The organism is Photobacterium alginatilyticum (genome assembly GCF_009910675.1).
In the GTDB taxonomy this organism is placed as follows: domain Bacteria; phylum Pseudomonadota; class Gammaproteobacteria; order Enterobacterales; family Vibrionaceae; genus Photobacterium; species Photobacterium alginatilyticum.
Genome location: NZ_RSEJ01000006.1, coordinates 89,336 through 106,955, shown reverse-complemented (window position 1 = coordinate 106,955; position 17,620 = coordinate 89,336). Strand labels below are relative to the sequence as shown.

Sequence of the window (17,620 nt, the reverse complement as noted above, 5' to 3'; positions counted from 1 at the left end):
CAGCAATAGGCATGGGTTCCGAGGAGAATTACCATCACTGTCATTCATTTACGTTACTGGCAAAGTAACAACAATACAGTTGGAAGATGATGGAAATTACAATGAGTAGAAATATTGCACTTCTTGCTACCCTTCTTGTTGCATCTAGTTTTAATGCCCAGGCGGTTACGACAAGAGTCGGTGGTTTTGTCGGGGTGAAAAACATGGAAGATGACTCGGTGTGGAAACCATTTGAAGAACAGCTAGAGCTCGGGGCTACAGTGGACTTTCAACCAGATAACTGGCCTGTCAGTATTGCCACAGGTGTGTATTGGTCTGCTGACGCCCGAGATGAACAAGATTCGGATCTGAGTTATGAAGAGAATAACGGCACCACGACTGAAATGCTGCTTGGTCTTAAGCGATCCTGGACCTTTTATGGGACAAGTTTGCGCCCATATTATGTCGCGGGGTTAGCCTATATTTCTGGTGAGAGGGTTGAGTTTGGCAATAAGCAAAAAGATTCAAAGCTAGGGTACTGGCTAGGGACTGGTGTCTACTGGTCATTCACCCGGCACTTTGATATCGGAATTGACGCGCGATATTCGAGAGCAGAGGCCGACTTTTCCGGTATGGAAGTTGATTTAGGAGGAACACATTTCGGGCTTACCTTGGGTTATAGCTGGTAGCCTGGTTAATAACCTGGGGTATCATTCATTAATAGGGAAGCTTTATTTCAATGAGGGTCCCAACTTCGCCATTGATGGATAGCTTGCCGTTACATTCGTTGACTCTGTGCTTAATTCCAGCGATACCTGATCCTAGGTTGTTTGCTATGCCAATTCCATTGTCTTCAACTCTTAGTACGATGTCTCTGCCGTTGCTGAACATGAAGATTCGGGTATCACTGGCTTTCGAGTGACGAATAATGTTGGTGATTATCTCTCTGAAGATTAAAGAGAGTGATGCTTCTAGCCGGGAGCTCATCGGGGTATTCTTGACATGGATAAGTGTTGAAATTCCCGCGCTGGTTAACATTTCCTCGCCATTGGCTATTTCATGCTGGAGCCCTGTTGAGCGATACCCTGAAATAGCACTGTTGACGTCAGAGCTGGCTGCTTTGGCAATGCCACAGATATCCTCTATCTCTGCTTTGCACTGTTCAGGAGCGGAAGGAGAGAGACGGATGGCCAGTTCAGATTTCATGACGATCATTGATAGTGAGTGACCAATAAGATCGTGCAGATCACGGGATATTCTTTCCCGCTCAACCAGTGTCGATAAGTATTCGATGTTTTTCTGTTGCTGTTGAAGTTTGAAATAGTCCATATTGGCACTGGCCCTGTATTTGCTCACGACGGTAAAAAGGGTGATTTCGACTAAAATCAACACCGTCGCAACCCAGTGGTAATCCAGCAGATATAATTCAATAGTGACAATCACCATTGAAAGCAGATACATGGCGATAAGCAGCCGTTGCTGAGCGACCAAACCAAGCATTATTGCGGAGTAAAGAAGGAAGATTCCGCCCCAAAAGTTATAGGATGCGCCGATAAGACCGATAATGAAAACAGGTATGACGTACCCCCAGCGATGGGATGCTTTTGCATGGAAAATACGAAGAAAACAGAACAAAAATATGGTGATAGCAACCCAGGCAAAGTACTGCTCTGTGATCGAGAGAGGCCAAAATATACAATACGCCACATAAAATGACAGGTAGCATGAAGTTAAATACATTAACTTGTATTGATTGAACATCGCCTTAGTCGGGAAAAGTTTCAATGTCTTCATCGTTGTTACTCATTACAGCTCATTGGTCTTAATACACTCACCTTGTGATCCCTTTATCGACGTTATTCAGCGGCAGTGTTACAACCACGCTGAATGTGCTGTTTTCTCGAAAATCAATACTGCCGTTTTGAATGCTTTGTTTTAGTAAGCTTGTCAGTTCGCAGTCTTGCTTTTTTATTCCTGACGCGCCATCGGTATTAAGGGTGCAAACTATGTTGCTGTTTAAGATGCGGATATCAAACTGGCAAGTGCGACAGCCCGGGAGAGAGGCAATGATATTGAATAGTGCAGTAATGATTTCTGCCAGATGACTTTCTATTTCGGGCTTGATGGCGTGAATATGCTGAGTGATTTCCAAAGAGATGCCGTTGTTGGTGAGTTGGCTATGGCCATCTTGGAGTACACGTTGAATGGTGCCGAGCCGATAATTAACAACAATTCGTCTTACCTTGGATAAGGTTTCTCTCGTTAGTCGCTGTATATTCTTGATGCTCTCTTCGGTTTCGTTATTTTTCTTTTCGATATTACTAATTGCATCATTTCCCAACTCTTCGATCGTATCAAAAACATCAAGTAACTCTTTGCTTAGATCTTCTGCTACGCGCTCTCTCTCGGCATTTTTTGCTAATAAATTAATTTTTTCCGCACCTAAAATCAGATCATGCTTTTGCTTAAGCTGATGAACGTAAGTGGTTTCGACCAGCAATGTTGTTATTATACCCAAGACAAAAACAGCAATATAGCCGCTGAATATGCCTAGAATGATCGCTTGCGATACCGTGAGCAAAATAATGATAGAGCACATGATAAAGCGTAAGTGTTTGTTATATATTCTCGTTAGAGGAAGAACAGCAAAGAAGAAAAGCGGAAAGGCATAAATGCTTAGCTGGAAAAGTGTTGATGCAAGGCAGAGTATGCAAATGCAGTATATGGCTATTCCGGTGTCCTTTGACTGTATTATTTTTGCCGAGAAGTAGGTGATAGCAATAGTACAGAAAATAAAGATACCAAGGTCATCTTTATTCGGTGGGAAATATAATGATAGCAACAGGAAAAGAAACAGTAATATTACCATTTCACCTATATATATCAGCAACATTTTCTTGCGAAAATCAAGTGAAGCAAGCATAGCTTATAACCATCCGTTTTCTTTCGCTATTCTGTAGGCATCTACACGGTTGGATGCATTCAGCTTGCTTATCGAGATGGAAATATAGTTTCTGACCGTCCCTTCGCCTAGAAACAGTTTTCCGGCAATCTCTTTATTGGAGAAATTACTTCCTACCAGCCTTAATATTTTTCTTTCCTTGTCTGTAAGAGGATCCTTATCGGTCAGCGCTGCAATAGCAAGGTTTGATTCAACCACTGTTTCACCTTGGTGAACCCGTCGAATTGCATCCACTAACTCTTCAAAAGGAGAATCTTTTAATAAATATCCTTTTACCCCACAATCCAGTGCCCTTTTCAAATAACCACTGCGGGAGAATGTCGTTACTACAATAACTTTAATGCCCGGATAATGCTGCTTTACATCTTCGGCTAGTTCAAGTCCGGTTTTGTTAGGCATTTCTAAGTCGGTAATTATAATATCGACAGGGTTGTTAGCTAGGTAGTCAGTGGCTTCGTGGCCATCCTTTGCCTTTTTTACGACGGAGAAATCATCATACATATCCAGCAATGTTGCCATAGTGCCGAGTAACATTGTCTGGTCTTCAACAAGCATTATTTTTAACATTCTAGTATTCCCAACAGCAAATATTCCCTATAAGCGAATAGCAATACAGTTGTATATCGTAATTCACTTATTTGCCGAGGAGATAATATCAAACTTTATATGTCATATCTCAATGAGATTTGGAGTATTGATAAACCAGGTTCATCGCTACCTCCTGTTTTAGCCCTACTGTTCTACACCGGTTTTCTCTAATTGTGTTCCAATGCCTGCACTGATTCGTTAATCACGAGTTTGTAGCTGTTGCTGCCTTATCAAACAAGGTCGCGATAGTAGCATTGCCCCCGGATACCTTGTTTGCGAGCGATGACAGATACAAGCATTGTATGCGTATCAATTGCTCCTATCCCTGGTCTGAACAAACCCAGGCAGCCCTTAAGACACTGGCCGGGTGCCTCCACAAGGCCTGTTAATGTGACAATATAAGGGTGAGGAGCATACTTTTTACATCGTGATGAACGATATCAGTTGTGCTCCAACACCCATTTAGTGCTTATTTATGCCCAGGCTTTTAGTATCTGGGTAAAGCGTTCCGGCTCCTCCAATGGCGGTGTGTGCCCGCTGTGACAGAGCACCTGTAGTTGGTAGCCTTCACGATCGACGGTAAGTGTCGGTGAAAATAAGGTGGAATTCATAATACTCATTCATAGTTAATCATTACAGAAAATCCCTCCATCCTTATCGGGATAGAGTGATGGAGTTAGTGAGGTAATGATTAAAATCGTCAGCGAACGAGTTTCATGTCTTTATTATTGCCATGCTTAGCTTGATTAGAGTGTCTGTAGTGTAAGTCCAAAGACAACCAAGATCCAATGGCGAGACTTAATGGCACGGCCCAAAGGTTAGGGGGATCGATGATCTCCCCTTATCCACTGAAAACCAGTGGCGTAGTGTTAACTGAAGTAGCGTAGGCTTTTCGCCAGCAAGTCGACAAAACCCTGGCGGTAGACATCAAACAGTACGGTAGCATTGGCCGGCTTGCCGGAGAGTTGATAGCGGTCGACGACAGTCATCCCTTGGGTATATTCACCTTTGGTTTCAATCCCTACCCAGCATTCCTGTGCGGTGAATAGCTCCGGTGCAAGCAACCAGGCAATGGTACACGGATCATGGAGCGGTGCGCCTTCCAGCCCCCATTTCGGATCGCGGTGATAGATCATAAAGAAGTCGAGTAAATCGGCAACCACATCGGAGACCGGATTATCGATGGCGCGGATGCGTTCGATATCGTCATCCATGATTTGGGCTCTGTGGGTGACATCTAATCCGCACATCGTGATTGGGATGCCGGAACTGAACACCATATCGGCGGCCTGTGGATCGACATAGATATTAAACTCGGCCGCCGGTGTCCAGTTGCCAGTTTCTGCGCCGCCGCCCATCAGGACAATGCGCTCTATCTTGTCTGTCAGTTCGCGATGGGTTGCCAAAAGCAGGGCTATATTGGTGAGCGGTCCTGTCGGTACCAGTGTCACTGGCTTGTCACTTTCTTCAATGACGCGCGCCATCAGCTCGACGGCATGCTCTGTTTGCGGCTCAAAACCCGGTTCAGGCAGCGTCGGACCGTCAAGGCCGCTTTCTCCGTGAACGTTATCGGCAATAATGAGCTCTCGGGCCAGTGGTTTTAACGCACCGCCGGCAACAGGTATATCGCTGCGTCCTAGCAAGGTCAGAATCCGCAGGGCGTTGTTGAGGGTTTTGTCCGGAGTCTGGTTGCCCGCACTGGTGGTAACAGCCCTGATATCCAGGGAGGGGGAGGCACAGGCGAGGATCAGGGCGATAGCATCATCGTGACCGGGATCGCAGTCAAGGATAATTGGGCGGCTCATGAGAGTACTCCATTGTTTTTTAAAGAATATACCGTGTTAAGTGAAAGGAAAGTGTGAATAGGGCCGGGAAACGGAGAAACGCTTTGTAATGGCTGTTTAATCGTGCAACACCGGTCATTCGTCATTGGTTTTTGCGAGGCTTTTAAAATTTTTGCAATAAAATCAGTTGGATAAGTTCAAATGGCTATCACTGCTCTGTCACCAAGGTAGAATACTTTTCTCGATCTTAATTATCTGATAATAAAAGGTAAAACCATGAAATCGAGTCATATTCTACTTCTGCTGTCGTTGGCTAGCACAGGAGCGGCTGCCTTTGAACTCGGGGCACCGAAACACAATAACACCGATAATCTGGTGTGGACCGGGCACCTTAGCCCGGATACCGACTCTGTCACATCGGCTTTGATTGCCGCTCATATATACGGCGGTACCGCTGTGGTTCCGGAAGGCATCAACCCGGAGAGTCAGTTTGTACTGGATTACTGCCAGGTGGCTGCGCCTAAGCAATTGAGTGATTTTGGTCAGAAGGCGGTCGGGCTGGTTGATTTCAACCAAAAAACACAGTTGCATCCGACCATTGACGAAAGCAGCATCGTGGCAATCGTTGATCATCATGCGATTGGCGGAGCTCCGGTCAATATGTCGCAGGTAGCCCCGATTGATATCCGGGCCTGGGGATCTGCCGCGACTATCCTGGCTGATCGTGCCGAGAGCCTGGATATTGATTTACCCGCCCATTTGGCCTGTACAACACTGGCCGGGATTTTGTCCGATACGGTTGTGTTCCAGTCTTCGACGACCACTGAGTATGATCGCCATTATGCCAAAGAGTTGGCGAAGGAAGCCGGTATTGCCGATCTGAACGCGTTCGGCCAGAAAATGCTGGAGGCAAAGTCGGATCTAAGCCATATCAGTGCGGCTGAAATCCTGACCATGGACTACAAAAACTTCTCCTATGGGGGCAAGAAGGTCGGTATCGGAGTGGCGGAAACCTTAACTGCCCAGCAGCTGCTTGACCGTCGTAATGAGTTTGTCGCTGCCATGATTTCCTATAAAGAAACTCAGAAGCTGGATCACCTGTTCTTTGCCGTCATAGATACCAAGAACAAGCGCGCCAATCTGTTGTGGATTGATGATATCGATGCGGCTATCGCGGCCAAAGCCTTTACGGGCCAACCAAAGCAAGGCTGGCTGGTACTAGATGGAGTGACATCTCGTAAACGCCAGATTGGTCCTGCGATACAGGGCGCGATTGAAGGTAGGAAGTAACTGTACTTGCCATCTGACTATCTTGTCATCTGGTTATGGCCGCGGAAATGACTCTGCGGCCTTGTTGCTTATCCTTTTTATTGTCTCGCTAGACAAATCCGGGCAAAACGTCGCTTCCCTACCTGATACATCTCGGTGCCCTCTTTGGGAATAAGCTGAGTATCCGTCATTTTCTGGCCTTCAATCTTAACAGCCCCCTGGCGGATCAACCGTATTGCCTCGGATGTTGAAGCTACCAGCCCCGCCTCTTTGAGCACATTGGGAATTGCCAGTCCGTGCTGTAATTCGATAGTTGCCAGATCATCGGGCATGACATTGTGTTTAAATCGTTGCTCGAAGACCTGTTCGGCGATATCGGCGTCTTGCTCTGTGTGAAAGCGGGCCACAATCTCTTTGGCCAAAAGTACCTTAATCTCCTTCGGGTTCCTGCCCGCCTGAATATCGACTTTTAGCTGGTTGATCTCTTCGATTGATTTGAAAGACAACAGCTCAAAGTAGTTCCACATCAGGGTGTCGGAAATCGACATCAGTTTGCCGTACATGCTGTCGGGCGACTCGTTGACACCTATATAGTTGTTGGCCGATTTCGACATCTTTTTGACCCCATCTAGACCAATCAACAGCGGCATCAATATTACTACTTGAGGCGACATCCCGTGATGCTTTTGCAGCTCGCGTCCCATCAGCAGGTTAAAAGTCTGGTCGGTGCCGCCCAGTTCGATGTCTGCTTGTAGTTCGACCGAGTCGTAGGCTTGTAGCAGCGGATAGATGAACTCGTGGATCCCGATAGTCTGATGCGCAGCGAAGCGTTGTTTGAAGTCTTCCCGCTCGAGCATTCTAGCCACTGTCTGGCAGGCGGATAGCTTTAACATACCTTCGGCACCGAGCTGGGATAGCCAGCGTGAGTTGAATTCTATGGTCGTTTTGTCGGGGTCGAGGATTTTAAATACCTGCTGCTGGTAGGTCTCGGCATTGGCCAGCACCTGCTCGGTCGTCAGTGACGGGCGGGTGGTGTTTTTACCGGAAGGATCACCGATACGGCCGGTAAAGTCGCCGATCAGGAAGGTAATATGATGGCCGAGATCTTGAAACTGGCGCAGCTTGTTGAGGATCACCGTATGGCCTAGGTGGATATCCGGCGCGGTCGGATCGGCGCCTAATTTAACGCGCAATGAACGGTTTTCGCCAAGCTTATTGGCCAGTTCTTCTTTGGGAATGATAGCATTGGTACCGCGTTTGACAATGTCGAGTGCTTGTTGCAGTGAAGGCATGAATGTTCCTTATGGGCTGAGTATGGGAGGCTGGTATGACGAATTTCATGGCGCACAGAATCAGTCGTGCTATCGCAGTCTCTGATATTAATCTCGCTATCTCTTACGGCTGTTATCACTCTATGTGACAGGATTTATTTCATTTCTGAGTTTGATTTAACGGCTCTTTGATGATTATCGAGGGTGTTTGTTAGTGATCATCATACTGACGATGGACAATGCGAAAAGTTAGCAGCTATCACGAAATGTGATAGTCTTACTTGACGGTAATGACAACGAGTTAATCTGTGATGTATAGCTTTGAACAGCTGAAGATTTTTGTATCGGTCTGTGAGTATGGCTCTTTTTCTGCTGCCGCCCGCAAGCTGAAACGTGCGCAATCAGGTGTGAGCCAATCGGTGTCGAATCTGGAAATCGCCCTCAACCAGCAACTGTTTGACCGAAGCGGAAATACGCCGGTGCTGACTCCCGAGGGAAAGGCATTGTTGCCTATCGCCAGGTCGATTCTTCTGCAGCAGCTGCATTTTGATCAGAAGGTGGCCGCGCTTGAGGCACGCTATGAGCATGAAGTGGTACTGGCTGTCGAGGAGAGTTTGATCGGCCCCGACCTGCTTGGCAAATTGGGTGAACTGGCAGAGCGTTTCCCTATGACCAATATCGATATCATGGCGGCCTCGACATGTGATATCAAGCAAATGGTCAGCGAGGGTAAGACCCATATTGGTGTGGTCTATGCCGACGGCAGCATGCTAGACGATATCGACTTTGTCACGCTTGGGTATAACCACTTCATCACCGTTTCGTCGCCTTGCCACCCCTTGGCCGAGCTGCCGAGTGTCAAAGATACTGATCTGCGCAATTATCGACAGTTGGTGCAGCGTTCGGCAAGCGGTAAGGAGCCGTGGTTTAGCTATGCCATCAGTACCCAGGTTTGGTATGCCAGTTCTCATCAGATGTTACTAGTGCTGGCTGAGCAGAGCGTTGGCTGGACGATTGTGCCGGAGCAGTTGGCTGCCACTTCGATTGAAGCGGGAACATTGAAAGCACTGAACATCGAGTACGAGCCCAATGGCTGGATGAATACTATTGATTTGGTGACGACCCGTCGTCAGCAGAGCGGGCCGGTCCGCGAAGCGATTATTGAGGTATTGCGCGCTGCATTCGGCCACTGATCCAGACGTTAGCAATTATTGGTTAATAGCTGTGATTTGCTATAGTCATTAGACAGTTACGATGCAGGGAAAGCGAATATTATGATGAAAGCAATAGGGTTATTGCTAAGCCATTTGGCTATGCTGGCGGTCGGCTTTGCAGCCGGGATTTACGCCTTACCCATTCTGATAGCCCCCGATAGTCCTTCTTCGGGTGAGGTACAGCAAGTTGTGCAAAGTGCCCGGTTTAGCGGCGAGTTCCGCCGTGATTTAGCTGACAGTGACTTCTTACACTGGGGTGAAGGCCGAGTTTCTATTGGCTCGGATGTGATTTCGTTTCAGGGTGAATTGGCACCGGGTCCGGATTATAAGCTGTATTTGTCGCCGCAGTTTGTTGAAACGGAAGCCGATTTCAACCGGTTGAAATCCAGTATGGTCAAGGTGGGTGAGGTGAAAACCTTTTCGAGCTTTATGGTGCCTTTGGACTCCGCGATTGATCCTGCCCAGTATACGACAGTGATAGTATGGTGCGAGACGTTTGGTCAGTTTATTACCGCCGCCCAATATCAATAAATCGGTAGCCTGTGTCGTGCCCTTGAAGGGGGCGACATGGTCTTCAGTGGATAATGCATGGAGTGAACATGGAAATACAAGCTGTACTGTTCGATATGGATGGGCTGATCTTTGACACCGAGGGGCTGTATAAAGCGAGCTGGCAACTTGCTGCCAGTGAGCAGGGGCTGGTGCTAGCCGACGACTTCTACCGAACTTTTATTGGTGTCCAAGATGCCGAGTGTGAGCGCCGTGTAGTTGCCAAGTTTGGTGACAAGCTTGATATTGAACGCTTCAAGCGTGTTCGCAACCGTGATTTTCATGCCCGGAGAGCACAAGGCGTTGCCTATAAGCCCGGTTTTGACTTGTTGTTCGGGGAGCTGAAAAAGAAAGGGCTCAAATGTGCGCTGGTAACGTCATCGGCATTGGCAGAGGTGAAACACCATTTTAATGGCTCCGACTATCTGGCGCAGTTTGATGCGGTGATCACCTCGGAAGATGTCGTCAATGGCAAGCCCCATCCTGATTGCTACCGAATGGCATCAGAGCAACTGGACATAGCGCCTGCAGCCTGTCTGGTACTGGAAGACTCCAATAATGGTATGTGTGCCGGGTTGGATGCCGGTTGCAAGGCCGTGATGATCCCGGATTTGCTGCAGCCCAGCGACGATGTCGCAGAGAGAGCCCATGCGGTGCTGGACAGCCTTGGTGATGTCACTCGTTTACTGATGTCCTAGCTTTCTGGCCAAATGCATTTCATATGAAGTCCAGTCAATCGGTGTATTGGCTGGCATTACCTTTTCGGTGTCAGCTATACCCTCCTGCTACAACAAAGATCATTCAATAATTGATTTGCCTCAATTGTCACACAAAAGTTTCTGGCATATGCCAATAACTAAGCGTATAAATGGCATATGCCAATAACAACCGTTTAGATGGCAAGGATTTCACAAAGCAAAGTGACATTAAAAAAGGAGTCATAAATTATGATCACGGCAATTCCGATGAATGATGATCATATCGCCAGCCACTTTTCTAAGGCTGAGCATTTTTTGTTTATTAATGATCAAGGAGTAGAAGTCAGCCGACAGGCAAACCCAGTTCTAACAGCCCATTGTGCAGGTAAAAAAGCGCTGTTGAAGCTGTTGCTCCAGCATCATGCTGAGCGCGTCGTAGTGCGTAATATTGGTCAAAAAATGCTTGGTAAGCTGCTTTCACACCGACTGTCGGTCGTTCAAACCGATTCCGGTCGCCGAAGTGCACAAGAGCTTGTCAGCTCAGAAACGGCGGGGCTATTTTCTCTGACTGAAGCTGATCAGGGGCGCCCTTCCCCTAATCACAATGGTTGCCGTCATGCGGAACGTCGGTGCCACAGCCAAGGTCACAGCTACAGCCAAGATCATAACCTTGGACAAGGGCGTGGCCACGGTAAAGGCTGTGGCAAAAGGCATGGACAAGGCCAGCAAGGACTAGCTAAGCAAGGGCGTGGTGGACAGGGGCGAGGTGATCATGGCGGACCCAAAAGCCATCACTGTTGTCACAACCATAGCTGTTAATAGACGATAGTGGCGTTCCTATGACTTCATACCAGCTTACGAAGCAAGCTCATAATCACTGTATGGTTTGCGGATCCGTTGAAAATAACCCTGATACATTGCAACTGGTGTTCAGCCAAGATAGCGAAGGAAAAGTAACGGCTCCGTTTCAGGTAACAGCTCGTCATCAGGGTTATGACGGGCTGTTACACGGAGGAATGACCAGCACCTTGCTGGATGCGGCGATGACACACTGCTTATTTGTGCATGGTATTCAGGCGCTGACTGCCGAGCTGACGGTCCGGTTTATTTCCCCGGTCTGCACCGGACAACAAATTAGGGTAACGGCTGATCTTGTCGGGTCTAGAAGAGGCATTTACCAACTGGAGGCGAAAATTACCCAAGGGCAGCAAGTATTGGCAAGGGCGTCAGCAAAATTCATAGAGCCCAAAAAGAAAGGATGAAGGCCGGCGGCCGTTTAGGGGAGAGGGTGCCTATTTGCAGCCACTCTCTTTTTGCTTGTATTTGGGTGGGTTGTGCTTGGTTGCATATATTGGTGTCAGCCTATTACAATGCATGAATGATTAAAGTGCAGACTCGCCGTCGTACCCGACGGCTTTTGCCCTCGGAACGGCCTAACTGTTATGGATAAATCAAAGCTTCTCAAGGTACTGGAAATATCAGAGTCAATAACGCTTCAGGCTCTGGCATTGTCCCATGCTAAAGAGTTACTGGGAGCGGTGGATACCAGCCGGGCCGATCTTGCTGTCTATATGCCCTGGACCGATACACTGACCGATATGGCCGGAGCCCGGGGCTACATTAATGCGCGTAAAAATGGCCAGTTATACGGCTCACAGTGGTTTGCGATTTATTATAACGGTGCATTTAGCGGCGTGTTCGGGATTAAGTATATTGATCCTGTCACCAAGGTCTCAGAGTTAGGGTACTGGCTTTCTACGGCAGTACGCGGCCACCGCATTATTAACCAGGTTCTTAACGTGATTCTGCCGTATTTGTCATCCTCCACAACGGTGCATACTGTCGAGTTTCACTGCCTTGAAAGTAATGAGGCAAGTATCAGGGTCGTTGAGCGCACCGGAGCCAAGTTGGTCAGGTACGTTGATAACACCATGGATATACCGAATAAAGATCAGAGGTTGGGCATTTATGCGCTTAAACTGAAGATGACCTAAGTTGGATCAATCGAAGAAGATAAGTAAGATGGTTTGAATGTTTTAAGAACAAAAGACGAGTATTTGTGAAAAATCTCTACCATTTGATTGATTGTAACAGCTTGAATCAATTGAGAAGCAACCCATCTTATGAACCAGAATCCCTCCAGCAAGAAGGCTTTGTACATCTTGCTTATGATCATCAGTTACCCTTCATTATTAATCACTTTTTTAAAGGCGCATCAGGGATCTATTTACTGGAAATAGATGCCGTGTTATTGAATGCCGAGGTAGTGGATGAAGCCCCCGCGGGTATAGAGGATGACGGGGATGTATACCCTCATTTATACGGCGCTCTAAATGCTGGCGCTGTTCAGCGACTATATGCGTTATCAATTGACGGTGAAGGTGGCTTTACCAAAACAGAAGTGCCGTTTTGCTTATAACTCAACACGTTGTTATGCCCTCATGGCGGTATCCTGGGGCCATTGTGCAAACTCTTAATATCGGCAGTGAGGAGATTGAGATAATCCGCCAGAAATCAAGATAGCCGCTAGTTCAAGGAGTGACTACAGCCTTTTCAAGGCTGAAGTTCCCCCCAAGGCAATGGCCTTGGGGGAATTAGGATTAGTTGCCCCAGATAGCGCTAACAAATTCCGGGTGGTCAACAAACGGGTTTCTGTTGCCCTGGAAATCGAATACAGCCTGGTTACGGTCGATTTCTTTTTGGCTTACCGGATCATTGCTGTGCCAACGTTTCAGCATGTTGAGCATCCATGGTTCAAACACAGTGGTGTTTGTGCCATTAAGTACTGCATCAGAACTGGTTGAGTTGCCTTCCCAAGCAGCTACCGCGTTTTCATAACGTGTTGCCATGTAGAAGTAAGCGCGGGCAAAATCCCCTTTGAACTCATCTAAGGGCTCAAAAACGGTGCCTGAGTAGCCGAGACCGGATGCGGCAGAGCCCAGTTTGGATCCGTTGCTAGAGGTATACGAAGCTGTACCCACTTCACCAAATGGCCAATTGCTGCGTTTGGCGTTAACGTAGCCATCGGTGGCAAAGATATGATGGCCGTCAGAGTTCATCGGTTCGATTTTTCCGCCAAACCAGCTTTTCGGGAAAGAGTGCTCTCGGTTATAGCAATCGCCTTCTTTGCTGTACTGGCCACACTGGTTGGTTACTTTAGTAAAGCTTGTGCTATCGCCCGACGATGGCTTTTCAGAATACATATCCAGGATAGAGCCATCTTTTTCGTAGTAGTTGTCCAGATCGGCAACCTTTGCCAGATCCCAGATAGCGCTGTATCCCTGGCTGTTGTGGTTGGTAATGATGTTGTAAAGAGCGGTTTTGAGAGCGAAGCCAGATTTACCTTCCGCTGATTTGTAGTAGTCACCAACTACTGGTGGCTCAGTTGGCGGTGTAGTGCCGGAATCGCCGATAGTGAAGTTGAACGACTGGCTTGACTGAAACTCACCGCCGGAAGCTAAGACTTTGCCATCCGCTTCAAGGGTAAATGAGCCATTGCCGACATTGCAGCAGATGCCGTCACCGTATGAGTCGCTGATGATAAAGGTGTAATCCCCGTCAGTCAGGCACATGTCCTTGGTATTGGTGGTCGAGTTGTCATAACCCGAGCCTGAATACAGGGCACTTCCACTGCTATTGTTCAGCACCCAGCTTGTTTCAGAGGCGTACTGGTCCGTGACCAGAGTTAGCGTGGTTGTGGTATCGGTGCAACTGCCCGTGGGTGGTGTCGATCCTGTGTCGGTAGGCTGGAAGTTGTCGACATAGACCACTTCAGAGCCGTCAAAACCGGACACATCATAAAAACGCAAGCCTACCTGAATGTCTTTGCTGGCGGTGGCGGTGTAAGAATAACGGATCTCTTGCCACTGATTGGTTTGCAGGTTATCTGAGTAATTCTGATAGCCATCTACATACAGGCGCGCTTTTACTTTTCCTTCTGTGTGATAAAGCGATACAGCAAAATCATAGCTTTTGCCTTGCTCGACACTGACGGTCTGCAAAAAATCCGTATTGCTTTGCGAGCCAGTATTAACGGTTATTTCAGCGGCAAGCCCGCCGGTTTTAACCTGCGTCGAAGAGGGGGAAACAGCGATTCCGGAGTCTATCACACTCCAATTATCAGGCGTATTACCGTTCCATTTTTCGAAGTCGCCATTTTCAACTTGAGCCAGTGCACTGTGTGACGAAAGCAGGGCCACTGCACTTAGGGTAATTATTCTATTTATCATATAACCTTCTGTTTATTGACGTAAAAGTCAATAAAGGATAATGGTTAATCAGCCGTTAAAATCCAGCAGGAATCACAGTTATTTATCATATAAAGATAAGTTTCATGAATGTATTGGCTATCTGTCACATTATCTTCGACTTTTCAGCCGCATAGATACAATGTCATACAGACGGATACAAACGAGGCAAAGAAACAATTACTCATTGATATTAATGATAAAAATCATCATTTTTGATGGAGGCTTTACTCATTTTGTTGTTGTGTGGCTGGTATCGGCAGGGTGGCAATATCGTTTTCACGTTTTTCATATGCTCTAATATCTTTTTTGCTATTTAAATCAGTTTGGTAAATATGAAAAAAGTAATTATTGCTGCATGTCTGGCTTTGTTTATGAGTGGATGTGCCCAACAGTCATTTGTGATGTCTGACAGCAACAGCGAGATCAAAGAAGAAAATTCTCAGCACTTCTTTATCAATGGACTGGCTCAGGAGAAGGAAATCAATGCCGCTGAAGTTTGTGGCGGTATTGAAAATGTATCAAGAGTCGAGGTTCAGGAAACGTTCCTGAATGGTGTCTTGAGGACGGTTACATTTGGTATTTATACACCTCGAGATGCGAGAGTGTATTGTAAGGCATAAAGACACACTGCCTGCATATTTAATAAAGCCTGATACTCCATTACATGGTTATCAGGCTTTTTTGTTAGCCGGAGGATAATTGTCAGACTGTTATCGGCCAGCCCGAGCGTATTAGGCCGGAATGTCCTTGGCGATGCTGGACAGGGTATCGACTATCACGTCAATGTGCTGTTTTTCGATGATCAGCGGTGGTGACAGGGCGATGGTATTGCCCATGCTGCGCACCATCACGCCCTTGTCGTAACAGCGCTTGAGAATATCAAAGCCAATCGGCTTGCCGTCTTGTGGTTCGGCAAACTGGACGGCACCGATGAGGCCGTAGTTACGGATATCGACAATAGACGGTATGCCTTTTAGTGAGTGCAGACCCTGTTGGAAATATTGGCCGATTTCTCCGCTGGCGCGCTCTAACAGTCCTTCGCGCTGGTAGATGTCGAGGGTTGCCAAACCTGCGGCACAGGCAACCGGGTGCCCGGAGTAGGTATAGCCATGGAAAAACTCTACCGCCCCTTCCGGTGCGCTGTTGACGACGGTCTGGTAGATCTCGTCTTTGGCGAATACTGCCCCGAGTGGCACGACACCACTGGTGATCCCCTTGGCCGAGGTAATGAGATCCGGCACCACATCGAAGGCCTCCGAGGCAAATGATGCCCCCAGACGTCCCCAGCCAGTGATAACTTCGTCAAAGATCAGCACCACATCATGTTTGCTGCAGATCTCGCGCAGGCGGCGCAGGTAGCCTTTTGGCGGCAGGATCACACCGCCGGCACCGGCAATTGGCTCGACAATAACGGCTGCCACGCTGTCGGCACCGTGGAACTGAATTAGTTGCTCCAACTGCTCGGCTTTGTCTGCCCCGTGCTCGGGTAACCCCTGACTAAAGGCATTGTTAGCGATATCCAAGGTATGGGACAGGTGATCGGTCGGTAGCAGAGGGCCGAAACCCTTGCGGTTGGGGGTCAGGCCACCGACGGAGATCCCGCCAAAGTTGACGCCGTGGTAGCCCAGCTCGCGACCGATCAGCTTGAACTTGCCGGTATTGCCTTTGGCCTGTTGGTAGGCGAGGGCAATTTTCAGTGCACTTTCAACGGCCTCAGAGCCGGAGTTGGTGAAAAAGACCTTATTTAGACCCGGCGGGGTGAAGGAGACCAGGCGCTCAGCAAACTCAAAGCCGATATCGTGGCCGAAGTTAAACGGTGAGCTGTAGTCCAGCTCGGCCACTTGCTTGGCCATCGCCTCGCCGATTTCTTTGCGACCGTGCCCCGCGTTGACACACCATAGCCCTGCGGTGGCATCAAGCAGTTGGGTTCCGTTATCGGAGTAACAATACATGCCCTCGGCACGGTTGATGATCCTTGGATCGGCTTTGAAATTGCGGTTTGCCGTGAACGGCATCCAGAATGCATCGTAGCTGACTTTCTTTTCCATATGCTGGCTCTGTTGTTATTGGTGTTGAGCTGAGGTTATCGATATGTTGCAAACTGGAAAATCATCACGAATTAAAATAAAGGTTTACCGCTATCAAACATTTCCTGCCGGGGCATTGAGTTCGGTTTGCAGGAAACTGACAAAAGCCCGCGCCGCGCTCGATAGGTAGTGGCTTGATTTCCAGCCGATGCCGAGATGCAAAGGGATCGGTGGCTCGAAAGGTACTGTCACCAAATCGGTTTCGTCGCCAAGGATGATCGGCAGGCAGGTGCAGATACCGATTTCCTTGCGGACCAGTGATTTGAGCAGCTCAATCAGATTGGTCTCGAAGCGGACATCGGGCGTGATTTTTTGTTGTAGGCAATAACGGCTGACAGCTTCGCGCAGGAAATAACCGTCGCGAAAGAGGACCAAAGGTTGCTGGCAGAACTGTTCGAGAGTGATGCTACCTTCTTCGGCGAAAGGGTGGGTACTGGGAACGCAGGCGACGATTTGCTCCTCGGCCAGTGTGATATGACGGATCTGATCATGACTGCGATCGGAGCGAATAAGCGCCAGATCGAGCTGGCCGTCAAGCAGCATCTTTTCCAGCGTTGCGGTGCCGGCTTCCTGAATGTTGATTTGAATGCCCGGGTAGGTCTGCTTGAACAGTGCCAGTGTATCGGGTAGATAGTACGAGCCGAGCATGGCGGATACACCGAAATTAATCACTCCGCTGTCGAGCCCTTTTAATTCCTGCAGCTCCTTTTTGGCCTGATCGACATCCTCGAGGATCTTTCTGGCATGACGCAGGAGCACCTGTCCGTCGGCCGTCAGGCTCATTTGTCGCTCGGTGCGATTGATTAACTTCAACTCTAGTTGCTGTTCCAGCTTCTGGATACTGATACTCAGCGCCGACTGGGCGATACCCAGTTGATCGGCTGCCTTGGTAAAGTTGCCTGTTTGCGCCAGAACGGTGAAATAGTGCAGTCGCTTGATATCCATATACGCTCCTTGGCTGCCTTGTCC

At 48.1% G+C, this 17,620-nt stretch carries 19 protein-coding genes; 10 read left to right on the top strand and 9 right to left on the bottom strand.

What is annotated here, in order from left to right; translation table 11 throughout:
- Nucleotides 1-101: 101 nt before the first annotated feature.
- Entirely contained in the window at nt 102-668 is a 567-nt protein-coding gene (locus tag EIZ48_RS07870; protein ID WP_160649888.1) for an outer membrane beta-barrel protein, read from the top strand.
- A 28-nt stretch (nt 669-696) separates the two neighbouring features.
- Here EIZ48_RS07870 and EIZ48_RS07865 read toward each other — a convergent pair whose 3' ends face one another.
- From EIZ48_RS07865 to rihA, 5 genes are all read right to left on the bottom strand, one after another.
- Entirely contained in the window at nt 697-1,773 is a 1,077-nt protein-coding gene (locus tag EIZ48_RS07865; RefSeq protein ID WP_160649887.1) for a sensor histidine kinase, read from the bottom strand.
- Between the two features lie 37 nt (nt 1,774-1,810).
- On the bottom strand, nt 1,811-2,902 hold the full coding sequence (locus tag EIZ48_RS07860) for a sensor histidine kinase (protein ID WP_160649886.1): 1,092 nt from the start codon (nt 2,900-2,902) through the stop codon (nt 1,811-1,813).
- Between the two features lie 3 nt (nt 2,903-2,905).
- Nucleotides 2,906-3,508, bottom strand: a complete 603-nt coding sequence (locus tag EIZ48_RS07855) for a response regulator transcription factor (RefSeq protein WP_160649884.1) — start codon at nt 3,506-3,508, stop codon at nt 2,906-2,908.
- Between the two features lie 494 nt (nt 3,509-4,002).
- Nucleotides 4,003-4,140 carry an alpha/beta fold hydrolase gene (locus tag EIZ48_RS07850; protein ID WP_160649882.1) on the bottom strand — a complete coding sequence of 46 codons (138 nt, stop codon included), beginning with the start codon at nt 4,138-4,140 and terminating at the stop codon, nt 4,003-4,005.
- A gap of 258 nt (nt 4,141-4,398) precedes the next feature.
- Nucleotides 4,399-5,334, bottom strand: a complete 936-nt coding sequence (gene rihA / locus EIZ48_RS07845) for a pyrimidine-specific ribonucleoside hydrolase RihA (RefSeq protein ID WP_160649880.1) — start codon at nt 5,332-5,334, stop codon at nt 4,399-4,401.
- A gap of 255 nt (nt 5,335-5,589) precedes the next feature.
- Between rihA and EIZ48_RS07840 the strand changes: the two genes are divergently transcribed.
- Nucleotides 5,590-6,603, top strand: a complete 1,014-nt coding sequence (locus EIZ48_RS07840; protein ID WP_160649878.1) for a manganese-dependent inorganic pyrophosphatase — start codon at nt 5,590-5,592, stop codon at nt 6,601-6,603.
- Between the two features lie 77 nt (nt 6,604-6,680).
- Here the strand turns inward: EIZ48_RS07840 and tyrS are convergent, their stop codons facing one another.
- Nucleotides 6,681-7,874: a tyrosine--tRNA ligase gene (gene tyrS / locus EIZ48_RS07835; RefSeq protein ID WP_160649876.1), complete on the bottom strand. Its 1,194-nt coding sequence runs from the start codon at nt 7,872-7,874 to the stop codon at nt 6,681-6,683.
- A 290-nt stretch (nt 7,875-8,164) separates the two neighbouring features.
- On the opposite strand from tyrS, the gene EIZ48_RS07830 reads away from it, so the two are divergent.
- From EIZ48_RS07830 to EIZ48_RS07800, 7 genes are all read left to right on the top strand, one after another.
- Nucleotides 8,165-9,046, top strand: coding sequence for a LysR family transcriptional regulator (locus EIZ48_RS07830; protein WP_160650026.1), 882 nt, complete (start codon nt 8,165-8,167; stop codon nt 9,044-9,046).
- An 84-nt stretch (nt 9,047-9,130) separates the two neighbouring features.
- On the top strand, nt 9,131-9,598 hold the full coding sequence (locus tag EIZ48_RS07825) for a DM13 domain-containing protein (protein WP_205298579.1): 468 nt from the start codon (nt 9,131-9,133) through the stop codon (nt 9,596-9,598).
- 68 nt (nt 9,599-9,666) lie between these two features.
- Entirely contained in the window at nt 9,667-10,314 is a 648-nt protein-coding gene (locus EIZ48_RS07820; RefSeq protein WP_160649872.1) for an HAD family hydrolase, read from the top strand.
- A 249-nt stretch (nt 10,315-10,563) separates the two neighbouring features.
- Entirely contained in the window at nt 10,564-11,133 is a 570-nt protein-coding gene (locus tag EIZ48_RS07815; protein WP_160649870.1) for a NifB/NifX family molybdenum-iron cluster-binding protein, read from the top strand.
- Nucleotides 11,134-11,153: 20 nt separating this feature from the next.
- A complete protein-coding gene (locus EIZ48_RS07810) occupies nt 11,154-11,576 on the top strand; it encodes a PaaI family thioesterase (RefSeq protein WP_160649868.1) in 423 nt (140 codons plus the stop codon).
- Nucleotides 11,577-11,756: 180 nt separating this feature from the next.
- Nucleotides 11,757-12,308, top strand: coding sequence for a GNAT family N-acetyltransferase (locus EIZ48_RS07805; protein ID WP_240152902.1), 552 nt, complete (start codon nt 11,757-11,759; stop codon nt 12,306-12,308).
- A 65-nt stretch (nt 12,309-12,373) separates the two neighbouring features.
- Nucleotides 12,374-12,733: a DUF952 domain-containing protein gene (locus tag EIZ48_RS07800; RefSeq protein WP_160649866.1), complete on the top strand. Its 360-nt coding sequence runs from the start codon at nt 12,374-12,376 to the stop codon at nt 12,731-12,733.
- Nucleotides 12,734-12,914: 181 nt separating this feature from the next.
- Here EIZ48_RS07800 and EIZ48_RS07795 read toward each other — a convergent pair whose 3' ends face one another.
- Nucleotides 12,915-14,543 (bottom strand): endonuclease, encoded by a 1,629-nt coding sequence (locus EIZ48_RS07795; protein WP_160649864.1) that lies wholly within the window; start codon nt 14,541-14,543, stop codon nt 12,915-12,917.
- Nucleotides 14,544-14,896: 353 nt separating this feature from the next.
- Here EIZ48_RS07795 and EIZ48_RS07790 point away from each other — a divergent pair, with 353 nt between their 5' ends.
- Nucleotides 14,897-15,184: a Bor family protein gene (locus EIZ48_RS07790; RefSeq protein ID WP_160649862.1), complete on the top strand. Its 288-nt coding sequence runs from the start codon at nt 14,897-14,899 to the stop codon at nt 15,182-15,184.
- A gap of 111 nt (nt 15,185-15,295) precedes the next feature.
- Here the strand turns inward: EIZ48_RS07790 and aptA are convergent, their stop codons facing one another.
- Both aptA and EIZ48_RS07780 read right to left on the bottom strand, forming a co-directional pair.
- Nucleotides 15,296-16,612 (bottom strand): omega-aminotransferase AptA, encoded by a 1,317-nt coding sequence (gene aptA / locus EIZ48_RS07785; RefSeq protein WP_160649860.1) that lies wholly within the window; start codon nt 16,610-16,612, stop codon nt 15,296-15,298.
- Nucleotides 16,613-16,705: 93 nt separating this feature from the next.
- The gene (locus tag EIZ48_RS07780; protein WP_160650022.1) at nt 16,706-17,596 is read right to left on the bottom strand and encodes a LysR family transcriptional regulator; all 891 of its coding nucleotides are present in this window, start codon (nt 17,594-17,596) and stop codon (nt 16,706-16,708) included.
- Nucleotides 17,597-17,620 lie beyond the last annotated feature (24 nt).